Source organism: Aliifodinibius sp. S!AR15-10 (assembly GCF_031569985.1).
GTDB lineage: Bacteria > Bacteroidota > Rhodothermia > Balneolales > Balneolaceae > JAMQKA01.
Genome location: NZ_JAMQKA010000056.1, coordinates 1 through 17,790 on the forward strand (window position 1 = coordinate 1; position 17,790 = coordinate 17,790).

A 17,790-nucleotide genomic window follows, 5' to 3' on the forward strand; every position below is an offset into this window, starting at 1 on the left:
TACTGAGCTGATGGCGCTTATCCGACATAAAAAGATTCCATTTGAGTTAAAAATTGGCGATGTTCGATTAAACCTATCGGTTTTGGGAAAAATCCCCAAAACAAGGGGTTCTGCAAAGGCCCCTAAAACTAATAACTGTCATCACCAAGAGGCTTTGGTTATGGCCTATTATCTTGTATGTAAAATCAGCTAATTTCACATTTTACCCATTGGAATCAGGATGGAAAGGATTAAAGGATTTTTGGGATTTCTTCTCAGGTAAAGATTAACCATCCTGCAGATCCTCTAATCCTGTAAATCCCGGTTCTAATTTCACCCTCATACTTACGCCTCACGCCCGCTGCTTTAATGTTACTCCATCTACTGCTGTAGGATACAGCACAGGTGATATAAACTTCTCATGGACAGGGATTCAGCGATTCCTCGGGAGCCAGATAGCTGTCTGGAGGCAATCCTCCCTCCGGGGAAACAAAAAAACGGATTGGGAGATCGCCACGTTGAACTTATCGTTGAGCCAACAGGTGTCAACAAAGCCTCGCAATGGCAGATACTAATTGAGTAATTAGTTTATCGAACCCAGGTTAAGTATATCAATAAAAAAGCCGGAAGCGTTTAACTCCCGGCTTTATAACTAAGGGTTGGGATATTATTTATAGAGTTAATACCCCGGATTCTGGGTCAGATTCGGGTTGGTATTCAACGCACCGTCGGGTATCGGGAACAAGATCTTGCCATCCCCATTGGGCTGGTGATTTAACCACGTTTTGGTAGTAAACACCCCGAACCGGATCAAGTCAGTTCTCCGGTGGCCTTCAGCGGCGAACTCCCAGCCAAGTTCATCCAGCATGCGGCCAAACTCGATATCATTGCCGGGATCGGGATTGGTAATTGTGCCGTCTTCCTCCCACCAACCGAATACTATACTGCTGCCCTGCTGCAATTCACTGCCGGTTACCTGGGCATCCGCGGGATCTTCGAAGGCACGCATACGAACTTGCGTAACCAGATCAGCTGCTTCATCAGCAGAGCCCGTTCTCAGGAGTGCTTCGGCTTGTATCATCAGTGTTTCAGCATATCGATAAAATGGAAAATCTACATCCGAATGAACCGGTATTCCATCATATACCTCATATTTCCAGATAGGATACCCGTGGTAAAACTCTGTACCTGGTGGTTCAATACGAGGCACATCCTTGACGAAGTTTTCAGGCTCATTTGACCCTACATCGATATAATGGGGACCAGTGAACCAGGTATCCTCCAAACGCGTGTCCTCTTCGTTATATGAATCAACAAACTGAGGTTGTGAGGAAGCTCCGCCCCAAGGCTGGGTTTCCAAGCCAAGCACTGCTTGTTGGGTCGGTCTGATTGTACTCTGATGGAACATATTGCCCTGTCCATTCACTTCATCATAAGGTACAGAAAGTATTATTTCAGAGGAGTTCTGGTTTTCGCGGACAAAATTGTCCCTGTAATTATCCTCTAATTGGTAAGCCCCGGAATCGATAATATCCTGGGTTTCCTGAATGGCCTCTTGATACGCAGGCGTACCTTTATAAACTTCCGCATTAAGGTATACCTCGGCAAGCACCATCTTGCCGGCCCATTTGTTGAACCGTCCATATGTACTTTGGTCGGCAGTCTCGCTGAGCTGTGGTATATTAGCATTGAGTTCACTCACCACGAAGTCATACACCTCGCTGCGTGATGATTGTTGCGGTGGTTCCGTAATGCTGAAGTCGGTCACGATCGGAACATTTCCATGTGAATCCAACAAAATGGCATAATAAAAGGCACGCGCCACTTTCAATTCTGCTATTAGCTCTTCCCGTCCGTCTTCGATTGGAATCTCACCGGTATCGATCTGCAACAGTACCCTGTTGGCAGCATTGATACCATCAAAGCACATGTTATAAACACTGTTAGGAGTGCCATCGGTGGCGGTCCAGGTGTGGCGGTGCATTCGGTTGAAACGCCCCCCGTCAAACCATCCGTTGGGACGGACCGGGGTTACTATAACATCAGCTGATTCATGCTGTGCTGAAAGCCAGGTATGAAATCCCATCACCCCAAAGCGCAAAGGGGTGTATACCGGGGCTACCAATGATACGATATCCTCGGCGGTTGGGCTGTAGTTTTCAGCCGTTACTTCTGAGTAGGGCGTTTCACTCAGGTCTGTACAAGAAGACAACAGTAACCCTACTGCAAACAGACTCACTGTTAATAAACGTTTTAAATATTTCATAATGGGAGAAGTTCTTTAATTAAAATGTCAGGTTAACACCGAGGGTGAATGTCCGGGTCGTGGGATACTTGTCCCGCGGATCATTCCCCGGATCCAAGCCTGAAATATCCACTTCGGGATCCATGCCTTTGTAACCGGTAATAGTCAGCAGGTTGCTGCCTGAGAAATAGACACGGGCATTCTGAACAAATCCCAGGGTTGTCACATCAAAAGTGTAACCCAGTGTGGCGTTATCCAGCTTCCAGTAGTCACCATCTTCAACATAATAGCTTACGTAGGCCAATCCCGTGTTAAGACGAGTTTTGCCAAATACTGGCTCAAAAGCTGATTCCAATACGTTTTCCGGAGTCAGTGTGGGATTTTCATAGAACATGCGCTGGTAGTTCAAAATCTGGTGACCGAATGCTCCCCGCATCGTCACGCTCAGATCAAAGTTCTTGTACCGCACGCTGTGATTCCACCCAAGGTTATAATCCGGAATACCATTGCCCAGGACATGCCGATCATCCAGGCTGGCATTGGTTTGTGATACCGGGTTACCGTCCTTGTCTTCTACTATCCATTTGCCGTCATCCGAGACATCCACTGATTTGAACCCGTAAAAGTTACCGATAGCCCCGCCAATTTCTACGCGATGTGTCGGCAGCTGGATGGGCGGTTGGGTATAACCGGTATAAAAGAAGTCATTCGAGGTTTCATACAGCTCATTGGAAAGGGTAACAAGCTCGTTCTGATTCGTGGAACCCGTCACATTGGTTATCCACGTAAATTCATTACCACGGACAATTTCGTACTGAAGCCCAAGCTCGATTCCCTCATTACGCATTTGGCCGACGTTGGCTCGTATAGAACCAAAAACGTTGGGTGGAACCGGCACATCATAGTCCCACAGCATATCCTTGGTGTCTCGTCGATAGATATCCAAGTTACCGCTCAGGCGATCATCGAACAGTGAGAAATCCACTCCAAGATTAATCTCTTCCTTGCGTTCCCATCTCAGGTCGGGATTTGCATTACGGGCGGGAGAGACTCCCTGAACCCATTCGCCATTATTATATATCCGGTCGCCAAACTGCAGGCTGGGAAGTGAGAGGTACGCATCACTTGGTGCAATACCCGTTACCCCAAAACCCGCGCGAATTTTGAGACTGCTGACAAAATCAACCTCGCTCATGAACGCTTCCTCGCTTATTCTCCATCCCACGGAAGCAGCCGGGAAAAGCCCCCATTTGTGGTCGGCCCCAAATTTTGAGTTTCCCTCATAACGCAGGCTACCCATCACGATATACTTGTTATCAAAAGTATAATTCAGGCGACTGAAGAAGCCGATCAGTTTGAAGGATTCCTTAAAACTGTTCATTGACGCCTCCCCCTCCGGCAGTGCATTACCACTTTGCATACGGTTAAACCCGTAGGCGTCGGTCGGGAAGTTATAATTCTGCATCCAGTAATCCTCCTCAATGACCTCCTGGTAGCTATATCCACCAAGCAGAGTGAACACATGATCCCCGAGCGTTTCATTAAATGTACCGGTCAATTCCAACAACTTGTCTTCGTTCGTACCGGTACCCCGGGAAGCAAAGCCTTCATTACCACCCTCAACGGCCGATACATGCTTGAAGGTTTCGGCGTACCCCCGTGTTTCATTCCACTGGTTGAAAGATCCAAGCAGTTGAATACTTAACTGCTCAATGGGATCGTAGGTAAGCGTACCGTTCAGACGAAGCTCACGTTCCACATTTTCACCATTGACTTCGTTGATCAGCACCAGCGGGTTCTCATACTCAAAACCACTGCGGTATACGTAATTGCCCTCGTCATCACGCGGTCGGTCTGTTGGATTCCGCGTAAGCGCATTGCGATATGCAAAAGCGTTAAAACTACCGCCGTCGGCGCCCGTGAAATAGTTTTGAGAACGGGTAATCACGTTCAGGTCTGCCGTAAGTTGATCTTCCAGCATGGAATGGCGAACGTTGAAACGACCGGTAATCTGCTCGTTATCAGAGCGGATGAACAGCCCCTGCAGGTTCCTGTAGTTGAGCGAAGCCGTATAATTGGTTTGAGCACTACCGCCGGAAAAACTCATGTTATGCGTATGGCTGACCGGAGTGCGAGTAATCACATCGAGCCAATCCGTGTCATAGCCCAGGTCCTGCAGCTGCTGATATTCATCGATCCACTGGCGAACCCCTTCTGCATCCAGCATGTCAGGTGCTTTATGGATCGTCTGTACATTGACATATCCATCGTATTGAATTCTGGTTGGTGCATCAGTCTGCCGGCTCTTGGTGGTGATCAGGATAACCCCGTTGGAACCCCGCGACCCATAAATTGCGGCAGCAGACCCATCCTTGAGTACATCAATGGATTCAATATCCTCGGGCGGAACCGTATTCAGTTCACCGGGAATTCCATCAATAATTACCAACGGATCGGTGGAGGCTGCCAATGTTGTGGTACCACGCAGGCTGATGTTGGTGCCTTCTGTAGGATCGCCAGACGGAGCAGTAATAGAGAGTCCCGGCACTTTTGACTGGATTAGTGAGGCGGCATCACGCGGGGATGATTGGATAAACTCATCCGAACTGACACTGGTAACAGCGCTGGTAACATCTTCCCTACGCTGTGTACCATAACCGACTACGACCAGCTCTTCCCCCTCAAATGTCTGCGAGACGAGTTCAACATCAATCTGGGATCGGCCATTTATTGGAATTGCCTGCGTTTCATATCCCACAAACGAGACCATCAATGTATCGGTTTCTGAACCTGCATTTAAGCTGTATTCCCCATTCTCATCAGTGCTCGTACCTAGCGTGGTACCCCTGATGACAATATTTACACCGGCAAGTGGTGTTTTGTCGGTCGCATCAATCACTGTACCGGTAACCTGGTGCTGTGCAAAGCTGTTCAAATGCCATAACAACAGAAATGGCAAAACGACCAGCAGTTTTAGTGTGGTTCGTATATAATTATTCATATTGATCCTATTTTATATTACGATTCTTATCTTTTCTTTATGGGAGTGACTTGCTGCTATTCCTTCGGTTATTTTAGATTTGATATGACTAGTGAACTAGTATCCAAGAGAGGTCACATTTTGGTATATCCCCTTCCTTCCTACTTAAAGGTGTTCCCTATACACTTAAGTAAATATTCTAAATTTTGGAGCACATACTAATCCTATATTTCTAAATTATGATACGATATTGTTTTAGGGCTTAATTTTTTTAGGTGTACCGGTTCTTGCCCCCGATCAGCAAATAATTTTTAGATGTTTTTTATACAAAAGAGGGGTTCAATCCGACGTTGGGAACTTTTTTGGGCTCTTGTTTATCCCTGACTTAAAGGTGGGTTATTTGGATAAAAAAGCTGATGCCAGGAAGGGATCTAAAGAGATTAGGTTTCTTCAGAATATATTTCGACAACTCCGCTTGCTCCATCCATTCCATAAGCTGCAGATGCTTCCACTCCCTTTACCACACGTATTTTCTTTACTTCCGAAAGATTGACCAAGCTGCTTACCCGCGAGAAATCCCTGCCGATTTTGACCCCATCCATTACAAACAATGGTGGTTGATTATTCATCATCGATTCTGTTCCCCGAACGCTGATGGCAGCACTGGGACCATTGCCGTTTACAATCACCCCGGGAATCCTGCGTAGATAGTCAGCCAGGCTTACGGAAGGGTTGTCCACACTAACTACATTTGTAGTTGAGTCTTCTTCAGTATCTCCCTTGAGTCCGCTTTCCCCCGTTGCACATCCGACGATGAGGATAAGAAAAAATATCCCCGAAAAGTGGCATATCTTATTAAAGTGAGCCATAAGTATACTTTCTAATTAAGACTTGAAGATAAATAAATACAAAAAAGTATGATGAAATGTAATTTATTTGGCAGACCTACTTATTGGGCTGATAAAACTACAGTTCTTCAAAAAAAGGGTGATAAGTTACTAGTCCCGAAATTCTGCGAAGTGCACCAGGCGCCAATTCTTTCACCATAAAAGCTTCATCTGGTACATCAAAGGTACTGTGGAGCCCAAACGTGCTGGCAGGCTGAAACCCAAACCTGGGATAATACTCAGTATGTCCCAATACCACTACACCATCATATCCCTGATCTTTCGCTTTCTTCATCCCCGCCCTTACAAGTTTACTACCAATCCCGCGCCGCTGTAAATCGGGGGCTACAGCCATCGGAGCCAATCCAGCCCACTTGAGGTGATCAGGATTCTCGGAAATGGTGACCGGGGTAAAAAAGATATGCCCCACTAGTTGCTCTTCAGAAACCGCCACCAACGAGATATAATCTGACAGTTCTGCCCTGAGCCGGTCGACAAGTTGCGCCTCTGCTGCTGTTGGAAAAGCGGACTTGTTAACAGCACGTACTGCCTGGATGTCACCCGGCTCTTCTTCCCGTATTGAGATGTCGCTCATATTTTATGACTACTTTGTTTCAATCTTTTCGCCTATCCCTACTTCCACAGCCCAATCCTGCCACTGTTGTTTCAATTTTTTAGCAATGTCGGGATGTTCTTCAATCAAGTTTGTTGTTTCCGTGCGGTCATTTGTCATATCATACAGCTCCCAGTCATTACCCCAACGAACCAGCTTCCAGCGTTCGGTTTGTATGGCACTGCCTTCATTCCAGTTGTAATACAGTGGTTCATTCCGGCTTATTGAATCGCCCAAAAATATTGGTAGCAAACTAACGCCTTCCATCGGGTGAATCTGCATATTTTTATATTCTTTGGGATATTGTCCACCCGAGACATCGACAAACGTTGGCATAAGATCAATAAAGTGCGTAAGGGAATGATCAATTCTACCTCCCTCTGTAACAACTTTGGGCCAATGCACAATGAAGGGTGTAGCAGTGCCTCCCTCGTGTGAGTAGTTTTTGAAATTGCGGAAGGGCGTATTTGCCACGTTCGCCCAATCTTCCTTAAGGGAAGCCCATCGCGTTATAGAACCAATTTGTCCCGCCCCTATTTCAACGACCTCAGCCGAAGCACCATTATCCGAGGCAAACATAAACAGCGTATTCTCCCATTCACCTTGTTCCTTGATATAGTTGATTAACCGCCCAATGTTTTGATCCATCCGATCGATCATGCCGGCGTACACCTGCATGCGACGTACCTGGTCGGCCTTGGCAGAATCACTGAGACTTTCCCAACTTCTGTGGGTGGGCTCAGATCGGGGATAACGCTCGTCCAGAAGCCCCATATTTCGCTGCCTTTCATAACGAGCTTGTGCTATCGCCTCGTACCCTTTTTCGTAGACGCCCTCATATTTTTCAACAGACTCTTCCGGGGCCTGCAAAGGATCGTGCGGGGCTTGGTAAGACAAGTACAACAGGAATGGTTTATCCTCACCTTCATTTTTATTAAGCAATTCTATAGCCCAGTTAGTCCAGGTATCTGTACTGTAGTAATCTTCAGGTGGAGTGAAAGGAGCCGCCAGCGAGTCATCAAAAACAAACGTCCGGGGATAGGCCCACTCTTTCTGGGCTGGGGGACCCGGATCTGTAGGGCGCTGCTCCCCCGGATTGAAATAATTGGCGGCCCCGTCGCGCAGTCCCCGGTAGTGATCGAATCCCCAATCGTATGGATTATCCGTACTGTGATGTTTACCGACGAACAGCGTGCGGTATCCTGCTCGTTTTAACACTTCTCCAAACATCACCGCGTTCTGGAATGCCCCGGGTTGCTCATGCATGTCACTTTGCTGGGCATAAATACCGGTCAGAAGTACAGCCCGTGATGGAAAACACTTGCTGGTGTTGTGCATCTGGGTAAAGCGGATGCCGTTTTCTGCCAGTCGGTCCAGGTTGGGCGTCTGAATCTCCGATCCGTAAGCGCCGATGTCAGAATACCCCATGTCATCGGCCAGGATAAATACGATGTTGGGTGGAGTTTCGGCTTCTTCTCCCGTAATCTCATCACTACAGCCTGAGAATACGACAATAAAAGCTACTGAAAAGATGAAACAAAGTAAGTTAACTTGAATTCGATCCATAGGCTCAAAAAGTGAGTAGTAATTTTTCACAATTATATCTAACGCGTTTAGGGATTAAATTAAATACCAAAAAACAAATAAATCCCTCTGTGTCATCCCGGACCTCCGACAGCTGTCTGAAATCTCGCGGTGGTCAACAGCATTGATCACTTTGTCGTTTTATATCAGCGTCATGAACTCCACGAGATCCTGAAACAAGTTCAGGATGACACAGAGGCTTCTTTCAATCTATGAACACTTTATATCTAAAAAATCTTACTGATTTAAAACATACTTCGTATTAGCAGGAATCAGAATGACCACTGGATACTACGCGACCCAGCCTTATCCATAGCGCGGGAATTAAATCCCGCGCAAGTGATAGAGCATGTTCAAATATGGTCACTATGTTTCAACCGATAACACGTTAGAACTAATTAGCGGTTCCTCAAAAAGCTAAACCTACTTTTTAGAAAGCAGGATTACGAAATTACCTCCTCTTTCCAAGTCCAGAAAATCCCTGCACTTAGACCTCATAAAAGCGACTAAAGAGGAAAAGCACGCTCTGTTTAGTGGCAGAAGAAGACAATATCTGGGATTTTTTGGTGAATTTTTTGGTTCGTTTTTTCTTCGCTGAAAAAATGAACCATCCCTCTGGCGAACAGAGCTTCAAGAGAAGAAAGCAGCCGAGTCACCGGATTAAATGCAAAAGAAATGGACACTTGGGGAATACCTTTGCAGTTAATTTCCAGCATTAATCTTAGAAGTCATTAATTTTAAATCAGTTAAAGTTCACGGGAGGAGCCCTAATTATCTGCTACATCTTCTGATAAACCCGCACATAATCCACTTCATACTGTTTGGGGAATGAGGTGTCGGACGGATCTCCGCCGTTTGATCCCAGCGCCAAGTTTAACAAAATGTAATGCGGCTGGTGAAAGGGATTAAAGCCATCGGGATTGAGCGTTTCACTGAGATCGATCTCGTTCAGCAGTTCCCCATCCAGGTAAAGTTTGATGTAATCTTCGGTCCAATCCATTTTCCAGATATGATATTTCTCCGGCCACTCCGGGTCCTTTTCCAGAAACTTCTCAAATGGAATTTTGGCATCATCCCAAATGGGACTGTAATCCCCGTCGCTCCATGCTGCATTGGCCAGGATATGCGGTTCTCCTTCAATCCTGTAATATTCCATAATATCGATCTCCCCGTTGGCGGGCCAGCCGCGCTCTGGGTGTGTACCCAACATCCAGATCGCCGGCCACATCCCCCTGGCGGTATCAATCCGCGCCCGAACCTCCACTAATCCGTATTGAAACGCTTGATTTCCACGCGTGTTTATGCTGGATGAGGTATACTCTGCAAACCGGCGCTCTTCCCGCCATTCTGTACTTGTAGAATCGTAAAACTCATTTTTCACCTGTTCTCTTCGGCCTTCTATCACCAGGCGGCCATCTTCAATACGGGCATTATCCTGCTGGTACCACTGCAATTCTTGGTTTCTCACAAAACCATATTCATATGACCAATTTGACGGGTCGGGTTTCTGTCCCTGGTTGAATTCATCATGCCATACCAGCTCATAACCCTCTATTTGGTCTGGACTGTTATCTGTTTCATAAGGAGACTGTTCGTCTTGGCTGCAAGCCACTGACGCGAGTATTAAAACAATGATCCAACCCCGACTTATCATAAGTGATACCTTTCCAACTATAGTTTCCTGTTTTTTTGATGGCTATTAAATAACCCGTTAAACGGTTGAATTCAATAGCGGATAACATGGTTTAAAAGGGCCCAATTCTTTAATATTCAATACAAAATTTTTCAAATGTTCATTTTTTGGGCGGCCAAAAAACGAACACAAAAAAGTCGCCGGCTGATGTAATTTTTGTTGCGTTCCCTACGTCTGTGCTAAAACCATTTAACTCGATCCGCTGAGGACCGCGGATCTCAAACAAAAACGGTTTCTACACGCACAGACTACGGTCACTCGATCAACAAAAATTACGAAGGCCGGACTGAAGAGGGTTACAGTTAAATAATCTAACGTGAGTTCGATATAAGGATCACAAAAATTATAGCTGTCATCGCGAGGAGGCGTCTGTGGCAGTAGCCGGCTCCATTTTGAGGTCGACGCGGCGATCTCCCCGTCCATTTTCTGTTCACCCGCCGGGAGATTACCTCCCGAAAGGTTTCGGGATCCCGATGATTACTTAATCCCTCTTCGTAATGACAGGTTCTGTCTCGAACTGACCCTAAATATTGTTGCATTTCAGAGGAGGTGCTCAATTAATTGAGACGGTCGTCTCATAGGCACTGAGATAGTCGTCTCAAGGTATACGAGACGATGGTCTCGGTAAGTATGAGACGATGGTCTCACTATGTATGAGATAGTCGTCTTGGTAAGCACGTGAATCTATAAAGAGAAGATTTTCACCAGGGCTTATTCAAACCCCTCGTGAGGAGGCCCGGCTTAACCTGAGTTCGAGATATGGATATCGTGATGAGGCTTTGGTGTACGTGTTGGCTCAACGATGCGGTCGACGCGGCGATCTACTCAATCGTTTCTTGTTTACGCATAGGAGATTGCCGCTGGATTTCTCTGAATTCCTCACAATGACAGATTTTATCTCGAACTGACGTTAATCTATCATTTTGAGTAAGCTATAAAACCAGACATTTCTTGGCTTTTAGCCTCCTCATAACCTAAGGTTTCTTTTCTATTGATTATAAGACTAAAAACAGCCTGCGCCCTTGGTTATATCCCTCAAATGGGATGATTTCAATTTTCCTTACTATATGGGAATGATCCATATAGTAAGGAAAATCACATGGATGCCGGAACTTCATCCAGGACCAGTAAATGACACCTCCAGCTACCTGCCTGAACCTGCATACCGAATAGTGTCAATCTCAACAAAGGAGATCACTCGTTCTCTGATCTCTGGGTCCCAGAGCATCCGGTAATGTCCCGTCTTTTCCAATGCGACGAATTCTAATCCCTGCCACTGTTCAGCTACGCGCTTTGCCCCTTCGAATGGCAACACCGAATCCTTTTTCCCGTGCATCAACATCACACAGTTGGCATTTACACGGTGACCCATTTTATGAACGTCCACCTCTTCCACCGGTCTGTCCAGTCGTTTGGCGATATAATTAACCAGCTTGCGGTGATCCGTTTTGGACAGCTTCATGAACCGGGAAAATTCCAGGGCCAATTCTTCCAACCCATCCGGGGTAGTTAGCATGACAAGATTGGGAACGCAGGTATTTGGATGCTCGCCCAGTGCCATGACGGTAGCTGCCGACCCAAATGAATGCGATATCACCGTATCAACCGAATCCAGCTTTTGCAACAGATCGGCGATTACTCCCGAAAACTCAAGAATATTGGCGGTATGTTCTTCGCTTTCGCCGTGGGCGGGTCCATCGAAAGCAACGACTTTGTACCCGGCATTGGTGAGGGGCTCGACGAATCCACCCAGTCCACCGCCGTTGCTGGCCCACCCGTGCACCAGCAGGGCCGTTTTATCCCCATCGCCCCACTCCAGCTGCCGGATTAATTTCCCATTAAGAAAGGAATGCGTTTTCCGGGCTTTGGATCTTATTCGCTCCTCACGGTTGCGAATCTTTCCACCCATCGGCCAGCAAAAAAGTTGGAAAGCCACCCGAACGCCCACCGGTGGCGCAATCCGGAAAAGCAGTTTTATTAATCTGCTAAAGATTTTAATCATCATAACATAGTTTTTTGCGGTTAGGTTATTAACCAATAATTCACAATAGAACCTCTAAGTTTTCCTGAACTTGATTCAGGATCTAGTAAAAATGACAACCGTTGATATAGAACCCGAATAGAATCAAGGTTTATACCCCTGCGAGATCCTGCATCGGGGTGCAGGATGACTGAAAGGCATTTCTCCGTTAACCCATTCATAACACTGGTTCCTCCACTTTCGTAAACCATTGATAAAGAATCGGCACGATCAGCAGCGTCAGTGCGGTTGAACTGAGCATGCCCCCGATGATGGTCCATCCCAGCGGCGACCACAAGCTGGTGTTGGAGAGCGTCAACGGCAACAGCCCGAGAATCGTCGTAGTAGTCGTCAGCACGATGGGGGTAAAGCGCGTTTCAGCGGATTCAATGATCGCCTCGTAGACCGTTCGCCCCTCCGAACGCAACTGGTTGGCATAATCCACCAAAATGATCGAGTTGTTGACCACAATGCCCATCAGGCTGATGAACCCGACAAATGCGAAGAAAGAGAACGACCAGCCGGTGATAAACAGGGCGATAAACGAGCCTGTGATCGCCAGTGGGATCGCTGAAAAAATAATCAGTGGCTGACTGAACGAGCGGAACTGCAGCACCAGGATGGCAAAGATGGCGACCAGCGCCAGGATCAGGAGATTGGTCAGATCTCCAAATGCCTCTTGCTGCGTCTCGTACTCACCGGCCACGTAGTAGGAATATCCATCCGGCCAGTTAACTTGATTCAATCCCATGATGATCTCTTCCGTGATCGTCGTGGTGTTATCAGGATTGGTGACATTTGCTGTAACCGACGTGCTCCGCTGCATGTTATAGTGCAGAATCTGGTTGGTCGCCGACTCAAACCGGGTCTCTGCCACCTGTCGAAGAGGCACCTGTGCTCCATCCCGGCTTGCCAGGTAAATCTTGTCGAAATCCCGGACGGATGTCTGCTCTTCTACCGGCAGCCGCAGCACAATGGGATACTCCTCCCCATTTTCCATGGTCACCTCCTCAACCTCCAGCCCAGACATCGCCGCACGCACGGTTCGATCGATAGAAGCCACCGAGAGCCCGGCCAGGCTCGCCTTGTCCCGGTTGATATCCACTTTCAGGTTGGTACGGTTTATCGAAAGCGGGTTATCGACGTCGACAGTTCCACTGGTCTTTCGGATAATCTCTTCTACTCTGTATGAGAGGGCTTTGAGCATGTCCAGCTGCTTACCCAGCACCCGAATTTCGATCGGGGCGTTAAACGGAGCCCCGTTTTTCAACTCACGGAAAGTAATTTGCGCCCCGGGATATCGCTCGAAAGATTCTCGGAACTGGTCAAGCGTGGCATAAAAGGTCGGGGGATCCCACTCCCTGAAATTGACCAACAACTGCCCGTGATTTTTCTTGTATGATTCAGGAATGCGGTTGTAATAAACCTGGGGATTCCCATGCCCCACATTCGCAGTGTAATCTTCGACGAATGCCGTCGTATCGAGCACACTTTCCACAAAACGAACGGCCCGGTCGGTCTCATAGAGGTTGGCCCCGTCGGGAGTGTCGACTTCAATCAACAACATCGGCTTGTCGGCGGTGGGAAAAAAGCTTACGCCAATGAATGGGAACAGCATACCGCTTCCGACAAACAACAGAATCGCTGCGGTAACCACCCATCCTTTTCGTCGAAGTACTTTCTTTAATGCCGGACGGTAGAAACGTTCGATAGACGAAGATATCCAGCTTTCCACCCGTCTTGGCTTTTTAGGTGGATTATCTTTTAAGAATCTGCCCGCCAGGATCGGCGTAAAAATAAGCGCCAGCACCAATGAAATAGCCAGTACAATCATGACCGTCACCGGCAGCGAACGTAGAAATTCCCCGGGTCCACTCTGCATCATCGCCAGCGGTGCAAAAGCAAACACCGTGGTCAGCGTAGAACTGATAATCGCGTAACCTACCTCGGACGTCCCCTTGGCAGCGGCCTCCAAAAACGAGTATCCTTTTTTGCGGAAACGGACAATATTTTCGATCACCACGATGCCGTTATCCACCAGCAGTCCAAGCGCAATAACGAGCGCAGCAATGGAGATCTGCTGCAAACCAAATCCCAGCAGGTCAAGAACTCCAATACCGATGATCATCGCTATCGGGATGACCGTCATCGTAATCATGGAGGAGCGATATCCCAGGAATACAAAGATAACCAAGCCGACCAGCACAATACCCTGCAGCAGGTTGATGAAAAAACCATTAATGCGATTTGATACCGCCGGGGCCTGCTCGAAGGCGACCTCCATCAAAATGTCGGGGGGAAGTTCTGACCGAAACTGGTCCAGTTTTTTATGAATATCTTCAGTAATCTGAACCAGGTTTTCACCCGACTTTCGCTTAACCGTGACAAAAATAGCACGTGTCCCCTCATGGCGGGCCAGCCATCGCAAATCCTCATTTGCATAAAACACCTCCGCCAGGTCCTCCAGGTACACCAATTTGCCCTGGTTACCGCGCACCGGAATGCGACGAATCTGGTCAAGGGTCTTGAAGCTGCCGCTCGTCTCGATGTTGAATCGCCTAGAGCCGCTGCTCAGATCTCCGCCCGGTATGTTCATATTTTGATCTGTAAGAGCATACGCCACCTGGTCGACCGAAATATTCTGATGGACCATCCGCTCCATATCCAGGGCCACGCGAATTTCCTCGTCCGGGCTGGCCTCGATTTCGGCCTCTTTAACCCCTGCAACGCTTTCTATGACATCCTGTAGATCTTCTTCGGTTTCGTCCATTTTCGCGTAAGAAGCGGTCTCGGAAACCAGCGCCAGCTGTATGATTTTGGTGCGATCCTCCGGCTTGAACTGCTCGACATTGAGACTAAAAATATTATCCGGCAGCTCATCCCTGATCGCATTGATCTCCCGGTTGAGCTCATCATTCTTTCGGTCATAGTCGATGCCAAATTCGGCCTCCACCTGGATCACGGCCAAACCTTCCTCAATAGTGCTTACTACTTCAACTATATCGTCCAGCTCGTCTATGGCGTCCTCCAGGGGATTTACCACGAGTTCCTCCATATCCTCCGGGCTGGTGCCGGGATAAATCACTGTCACCGTGTAATTCGGAAATGCGAGATCTGGATCTTCGGTTCGCGGCATGGTGAGCAGGGAATGAGTTCCCACCATCACGGCCAACAGAACCATAATCAAAACAAACTGGTAATTTTTTATGGCTTGTGTTGGTAAACGCATCTTAAAGTCCCTCTCTTGTGATGTTAATATTGGCGCCGGGACGCAGGTAGGAAGCTCCACGGGTAATTACTTTTGAAGCACTCAGTTCCCCGGTATCCACGGCAAAGAATGACTCCCCGATGTAGAAAGGCTGTACCTTCACTTTTTGTGCTGATTTTGTTGATTCATCCGGCACATAAATGAAGGCGTGCTCCCGGTTGGCCTCGACCAGCGCATCCATCGGGATTCGGATGTATGGGGCCTGTCCCGAGGGAAACAGCGTGACTTTACCGATGAACCCGTTTCGCAGTTCCGGGTAATTATTGGTAAGCATCACCTCTATCTCGAAGGTGCCGGTGCGTGGGTCAGCTTCTGCGGCTACGTTTGTGACTTCTCCTTGAAATATCCGATCCGGGAAAGCATCAAACCGTACCTGGGCTGAATCACCAGGCTGAATACGGACGACATCTCGGTCGGCCACTCCAAATTTCAGGATCTGGGATTTAGCACCAGTTGTGCCCAGCCGCAATACAGGTGTGCCCGGCGACACTTGCTCTCCCCTTTCAGAATACTTTTTTAAAATTCGACCGTCGGCCGTGGCATGGATAGTAGCATTCTCCTGGTTGAAACGGGCGATCTCCAGTTCGGCCCGCGCCACTTCATACGCCGTCTCCAGGTCCTGCACCTGTTCAAGCGTGGCCACAGTATCCCGGTACAGATCCCGTATACGCTTTAGATCACGTTTGGCTTTCTCAAAAGCGTTGCGGGCTTTGGCAACCTGGGCATCAATTTCCGCCCGGTTGAGGCGCGCCAAAAGATCACCCTTTTTAACGTTATCGCCTTCCTCCGCCAAAATCGTCTCGATGTAGCCGCCTACTTTGAATGAAAGGTTGACTTCCGATTTAGAAGCCAACACACCGCTTGCTGCAATCGGGAGCGGTTCCGTAGTAGCTGAAACTTCCTCGACCTGTACATTGTGAACTTTCGGGGACTTTTCATCAGCAGGAGGCTTTGCGGAACTGCTGCAACCTGCAATCGCAATGACCAAGATCGCAATTCCGTACAAGAATATATTTAGTTGATATTTTGAAGTTTTCATGACTTTACGTGTTGTTTGTGAGCAAAAGTGAAAAAGGTCTGAGAATGGGTTTCTGATTAATTGCTGCTGCTATTTGTCCAGCATGCGGCACGTTCCAGTTCAGCCTGCCGCGCCAGCAAATCATACCTTGCGATTACCTGTTGCAGGCGGGCGTTGGTGAAGTTGTTTTGCGCTTCGATATACTCGACCCACAGCACCTGGTTTTCCTGGTACTTTCGCTTTACTATGCGAAAACTGGACTCGGCAGCGCGACGCCCGGACTGCTTGGCTTCCAGTGTTTTTCGGGCGGCATCCCATGCGTGCCAAGAATCGATTACTCGTAGCTGTATCTGCTGCTCAAGCTCTTGGTACCGATTTTCCAGCTGCCTGATTTCGATGCGGGACTGCTGGATCCGTTCCCTGTTTTGGAATCCTTCGAAGAGGTTCCACCGCAGTCCAAACTGCACGAACCAGAAATCCTGGTTGTCGTTGAACTTGTATTGGTAGCCCTGGAACCCAGCGTCTGCCGCTACGAATAATTCGGGCAACGCATTGCCCTGGTTGAGCTTCAGCATATTTTCCTGTGCAGAAATCCCCTGGTTTATCTGCGTGAATTCGGGACGCAAATCCAGTGCTTGTTTCTGCAGTTGGGACAGCTCATTAAATTTGCCAGAATCAATTGAAACAGTAGAATCCTGTTCAATGGGCACGGAAAGCTCCCGGTTCAACAGGAAATTGAAATAGGCCTTGGCCGAAGCTCGCTGTTTCTGGGCCTCGGAGAGCTCACTTTCTGCTTCCCGGAGCTCATACTCCGCGGTGAAGATGGCATCTTTTGTGGCTTTTCCGTTCTCCACCAGCCGGCGGTTTACCCGGAGCATCTCCTTCAGCAAATCAATCGTAGACTCATGGATCGCTACCAGTTCTTCTGTTTTCAGATAGTTGTAGTAGCCCACTTTAATCTCTTTGACCAGCTCATCGTGGACCGCTTGCCGCCGGGCCTCCTGTTGTGATACGAGGTGCTTCTGCGCCCGATAGCCATAATAAATGTCAGTATTAAAAAGTGGCTGAATGAGGCGCAGTTTGGTTTCGTGGTAATCATCAGGTAACAATTGCTCACTGACGTTTGCCAAGTCGGTTGGGTAGCGCGATTCTCCCGTCAAAGCATTCAACTCACGGTGAATTGGGTTGAATAGATCGCCCACCGGGATGTCGATCGTGCGTCCGCCATCTGAGTAGGAGTAATTGGCCTGCAATGAAATGTCGGGCAGAAAACGTCCTTTTACCTCTTGAAGCTTTGAGTGACTGAGATCCAGATCCAGAGATTCATTAATCAGGGAAAGATTGTTTTCTATCCCCTGCTCAATATACTGTTCCAAAACAGACTGCGCTTGAGCAACGGACTGTAAACCACCTGCAATCCCAAGCCAGACAAGAACTAACGGAATTGTGATTTTAATCTGATTCATAATAAACATCTTTTATTAATTGAACAGTGTTCATTTA

11 protein-coding genes are annotated in these 17,790 nt (G+C 47.8%); 1 reads left to right on the forward strand and 10 read right to left on the reverse strand.

Annotation, left to right across the window (positions count from 1 at the left end; translation table 11 throughout):
- A partial coding sequence (locus NC796_RS22915) for a hypothetical protein (protein WP_310688148.1) occupies positions 1 to 193 on the forward strand: 193 nt, incomplete at its 5' end.
- 465 nt (positions 194 to 658) lie between these two features.
- On the opposite strand, the gene NC796_RS22920 is transcribed toward NC796_RS22915, so the two are convergent.
- The 10 genes from NC796_RS22920 to NC796_RS22965 form a co-directional block, all read right to left on the reverse strand.
- Positions 659 to 2,245, reverse strand: coding sequence for a RagB/SusD family nutrient uptake outer membrane protein (locus NC796_RS22920; protein WP_310688149.1), 1,587 nt, complete (start codon positions 2,243 to 2,245; stop codon positions 659 to 661).
- A 19-nt stretch (positions 2,246 to 2,264) separates the two neighbouring features.
- Positions 2,265 to 5,225 carry a TonB-dependent receptor gene (locus tag NC796_RS22925; RefSeq protein ID WP_310688150.1) on the reverse strand — a complete coding sequence of 987 codons (2,961 nt, stop codon included), beginning with the start codon at positions 5,223 to 5,225 and terminating at the stop codon, positions 2,265 to 2,267.
- A 419-nt stretch (positions 5,226 to 5,644) separates the two neighbouring features.
- Positions 5,645 to 6,073 carry a TonB-dependent receptor plug domain-containing protein gene (locus NC796_RS22930; RefSeq protein ID WP_310688151.1) on the reverse strand — a complete coding sequence of 143 codons (429 nt, stop codon included), beginning with the start codon at positions 6,071 to 6,073 and terminating at the stop codon, positions 5,645 to 5,647.
- A gap of 97 nt (positions 6,074 to 6,170) precedes the next feature.
- Complete coding sequence (locus NC796_RS22935) at positions 6,171 to 6,686, reverse strand: N-acetyltransferase (RefSeq protein ID WP_310688152.1); 516 nt, start codon at positions 6,684 to 6,686, stop codon at positions 6,171 to 6,173.
- A 9-nt stretch (positions 6,687 to 6,695) separates the two neighbouring features.
- A complete protein-coding gene (locus NC796_RS22940) occupies positions 6,696 to 8,270 on the reverse strand; it encodes an arylsulfatase (protein WP_310688153.1) in 1,575 nt (524 codons plus the stop codon).
- Between the two features lie 796 nt (positions 8,271 to 9,066).
- Positions 9,067 to 9,942 carry a glycoside hydrolase family 16 protein gene (locus tag NC796_RS22945; RefSeq protein ID WP_310688154.1) on the reverse strand — a complete coding sequence of 292 codons (876 nt, stop codon included), beginning with the start codon at positions 9,940 to 9,942 and terminating at the stop codon, positions 9,067 to 9,069.
- A gap of 1,183 nt (positions 9,943 to 11,125) precedes the next feature.
- The gene (locus tag NC796_RS22950) at positions 11,126 to 11,986 is read right to left on the reverse strand and encodes an alpha/beta hydrolase (protein WP_310688155.1); all 861 of its coding nucleotides are present in this window, start codon (positions 11,984 to 11,986) and stop codon (positions 11,126 to 11,128) included.
- 193 nt (positions 11,987 to 12,179) lie between these two features.
- Complete coding sequence (locus NC796_RS22955; RefSeq protein ID WP_310688156.1) at positions 12,180 to 15,230, reverse strand: efflux RND transporter permease subunit; 3,051 nt, start codon at positions 15,228 to 15,230, stop codon at positions 12,180 to 12,182.
- 1 nt (position 15,231) lies between these two features.
- Positions 15,232 to 16,308 carry an efflux RND transporter periplasmic adaptor subunit gene (locus NC796_RS22960; protein WP_310688157.1) on the reverse strand — a complete coding sequence of 359 codons (1,077 nt, stop codon included), beginning with the start codon at positions 16,306 to 16,308 and terminating at the stop codon, positions 15,232 to 15,234.
- Positions 16,309 to 16,364: 56 nt separating this feature from the next.
- Positions 16,365 to 17,753 (reverse strand): TolC family protein, encoded by a 1,389-nt coding sequence (locus NC796_RS22965; RefSeq protein ID WP_310688158.1) that lies wholly within the window; start codon positions 17,751 to 17,753, stop codon positions 16,365 to 16,367.
- Between the last annotated feature and the right edge of the window lie 37 nt (positions 17,754 to 17,790).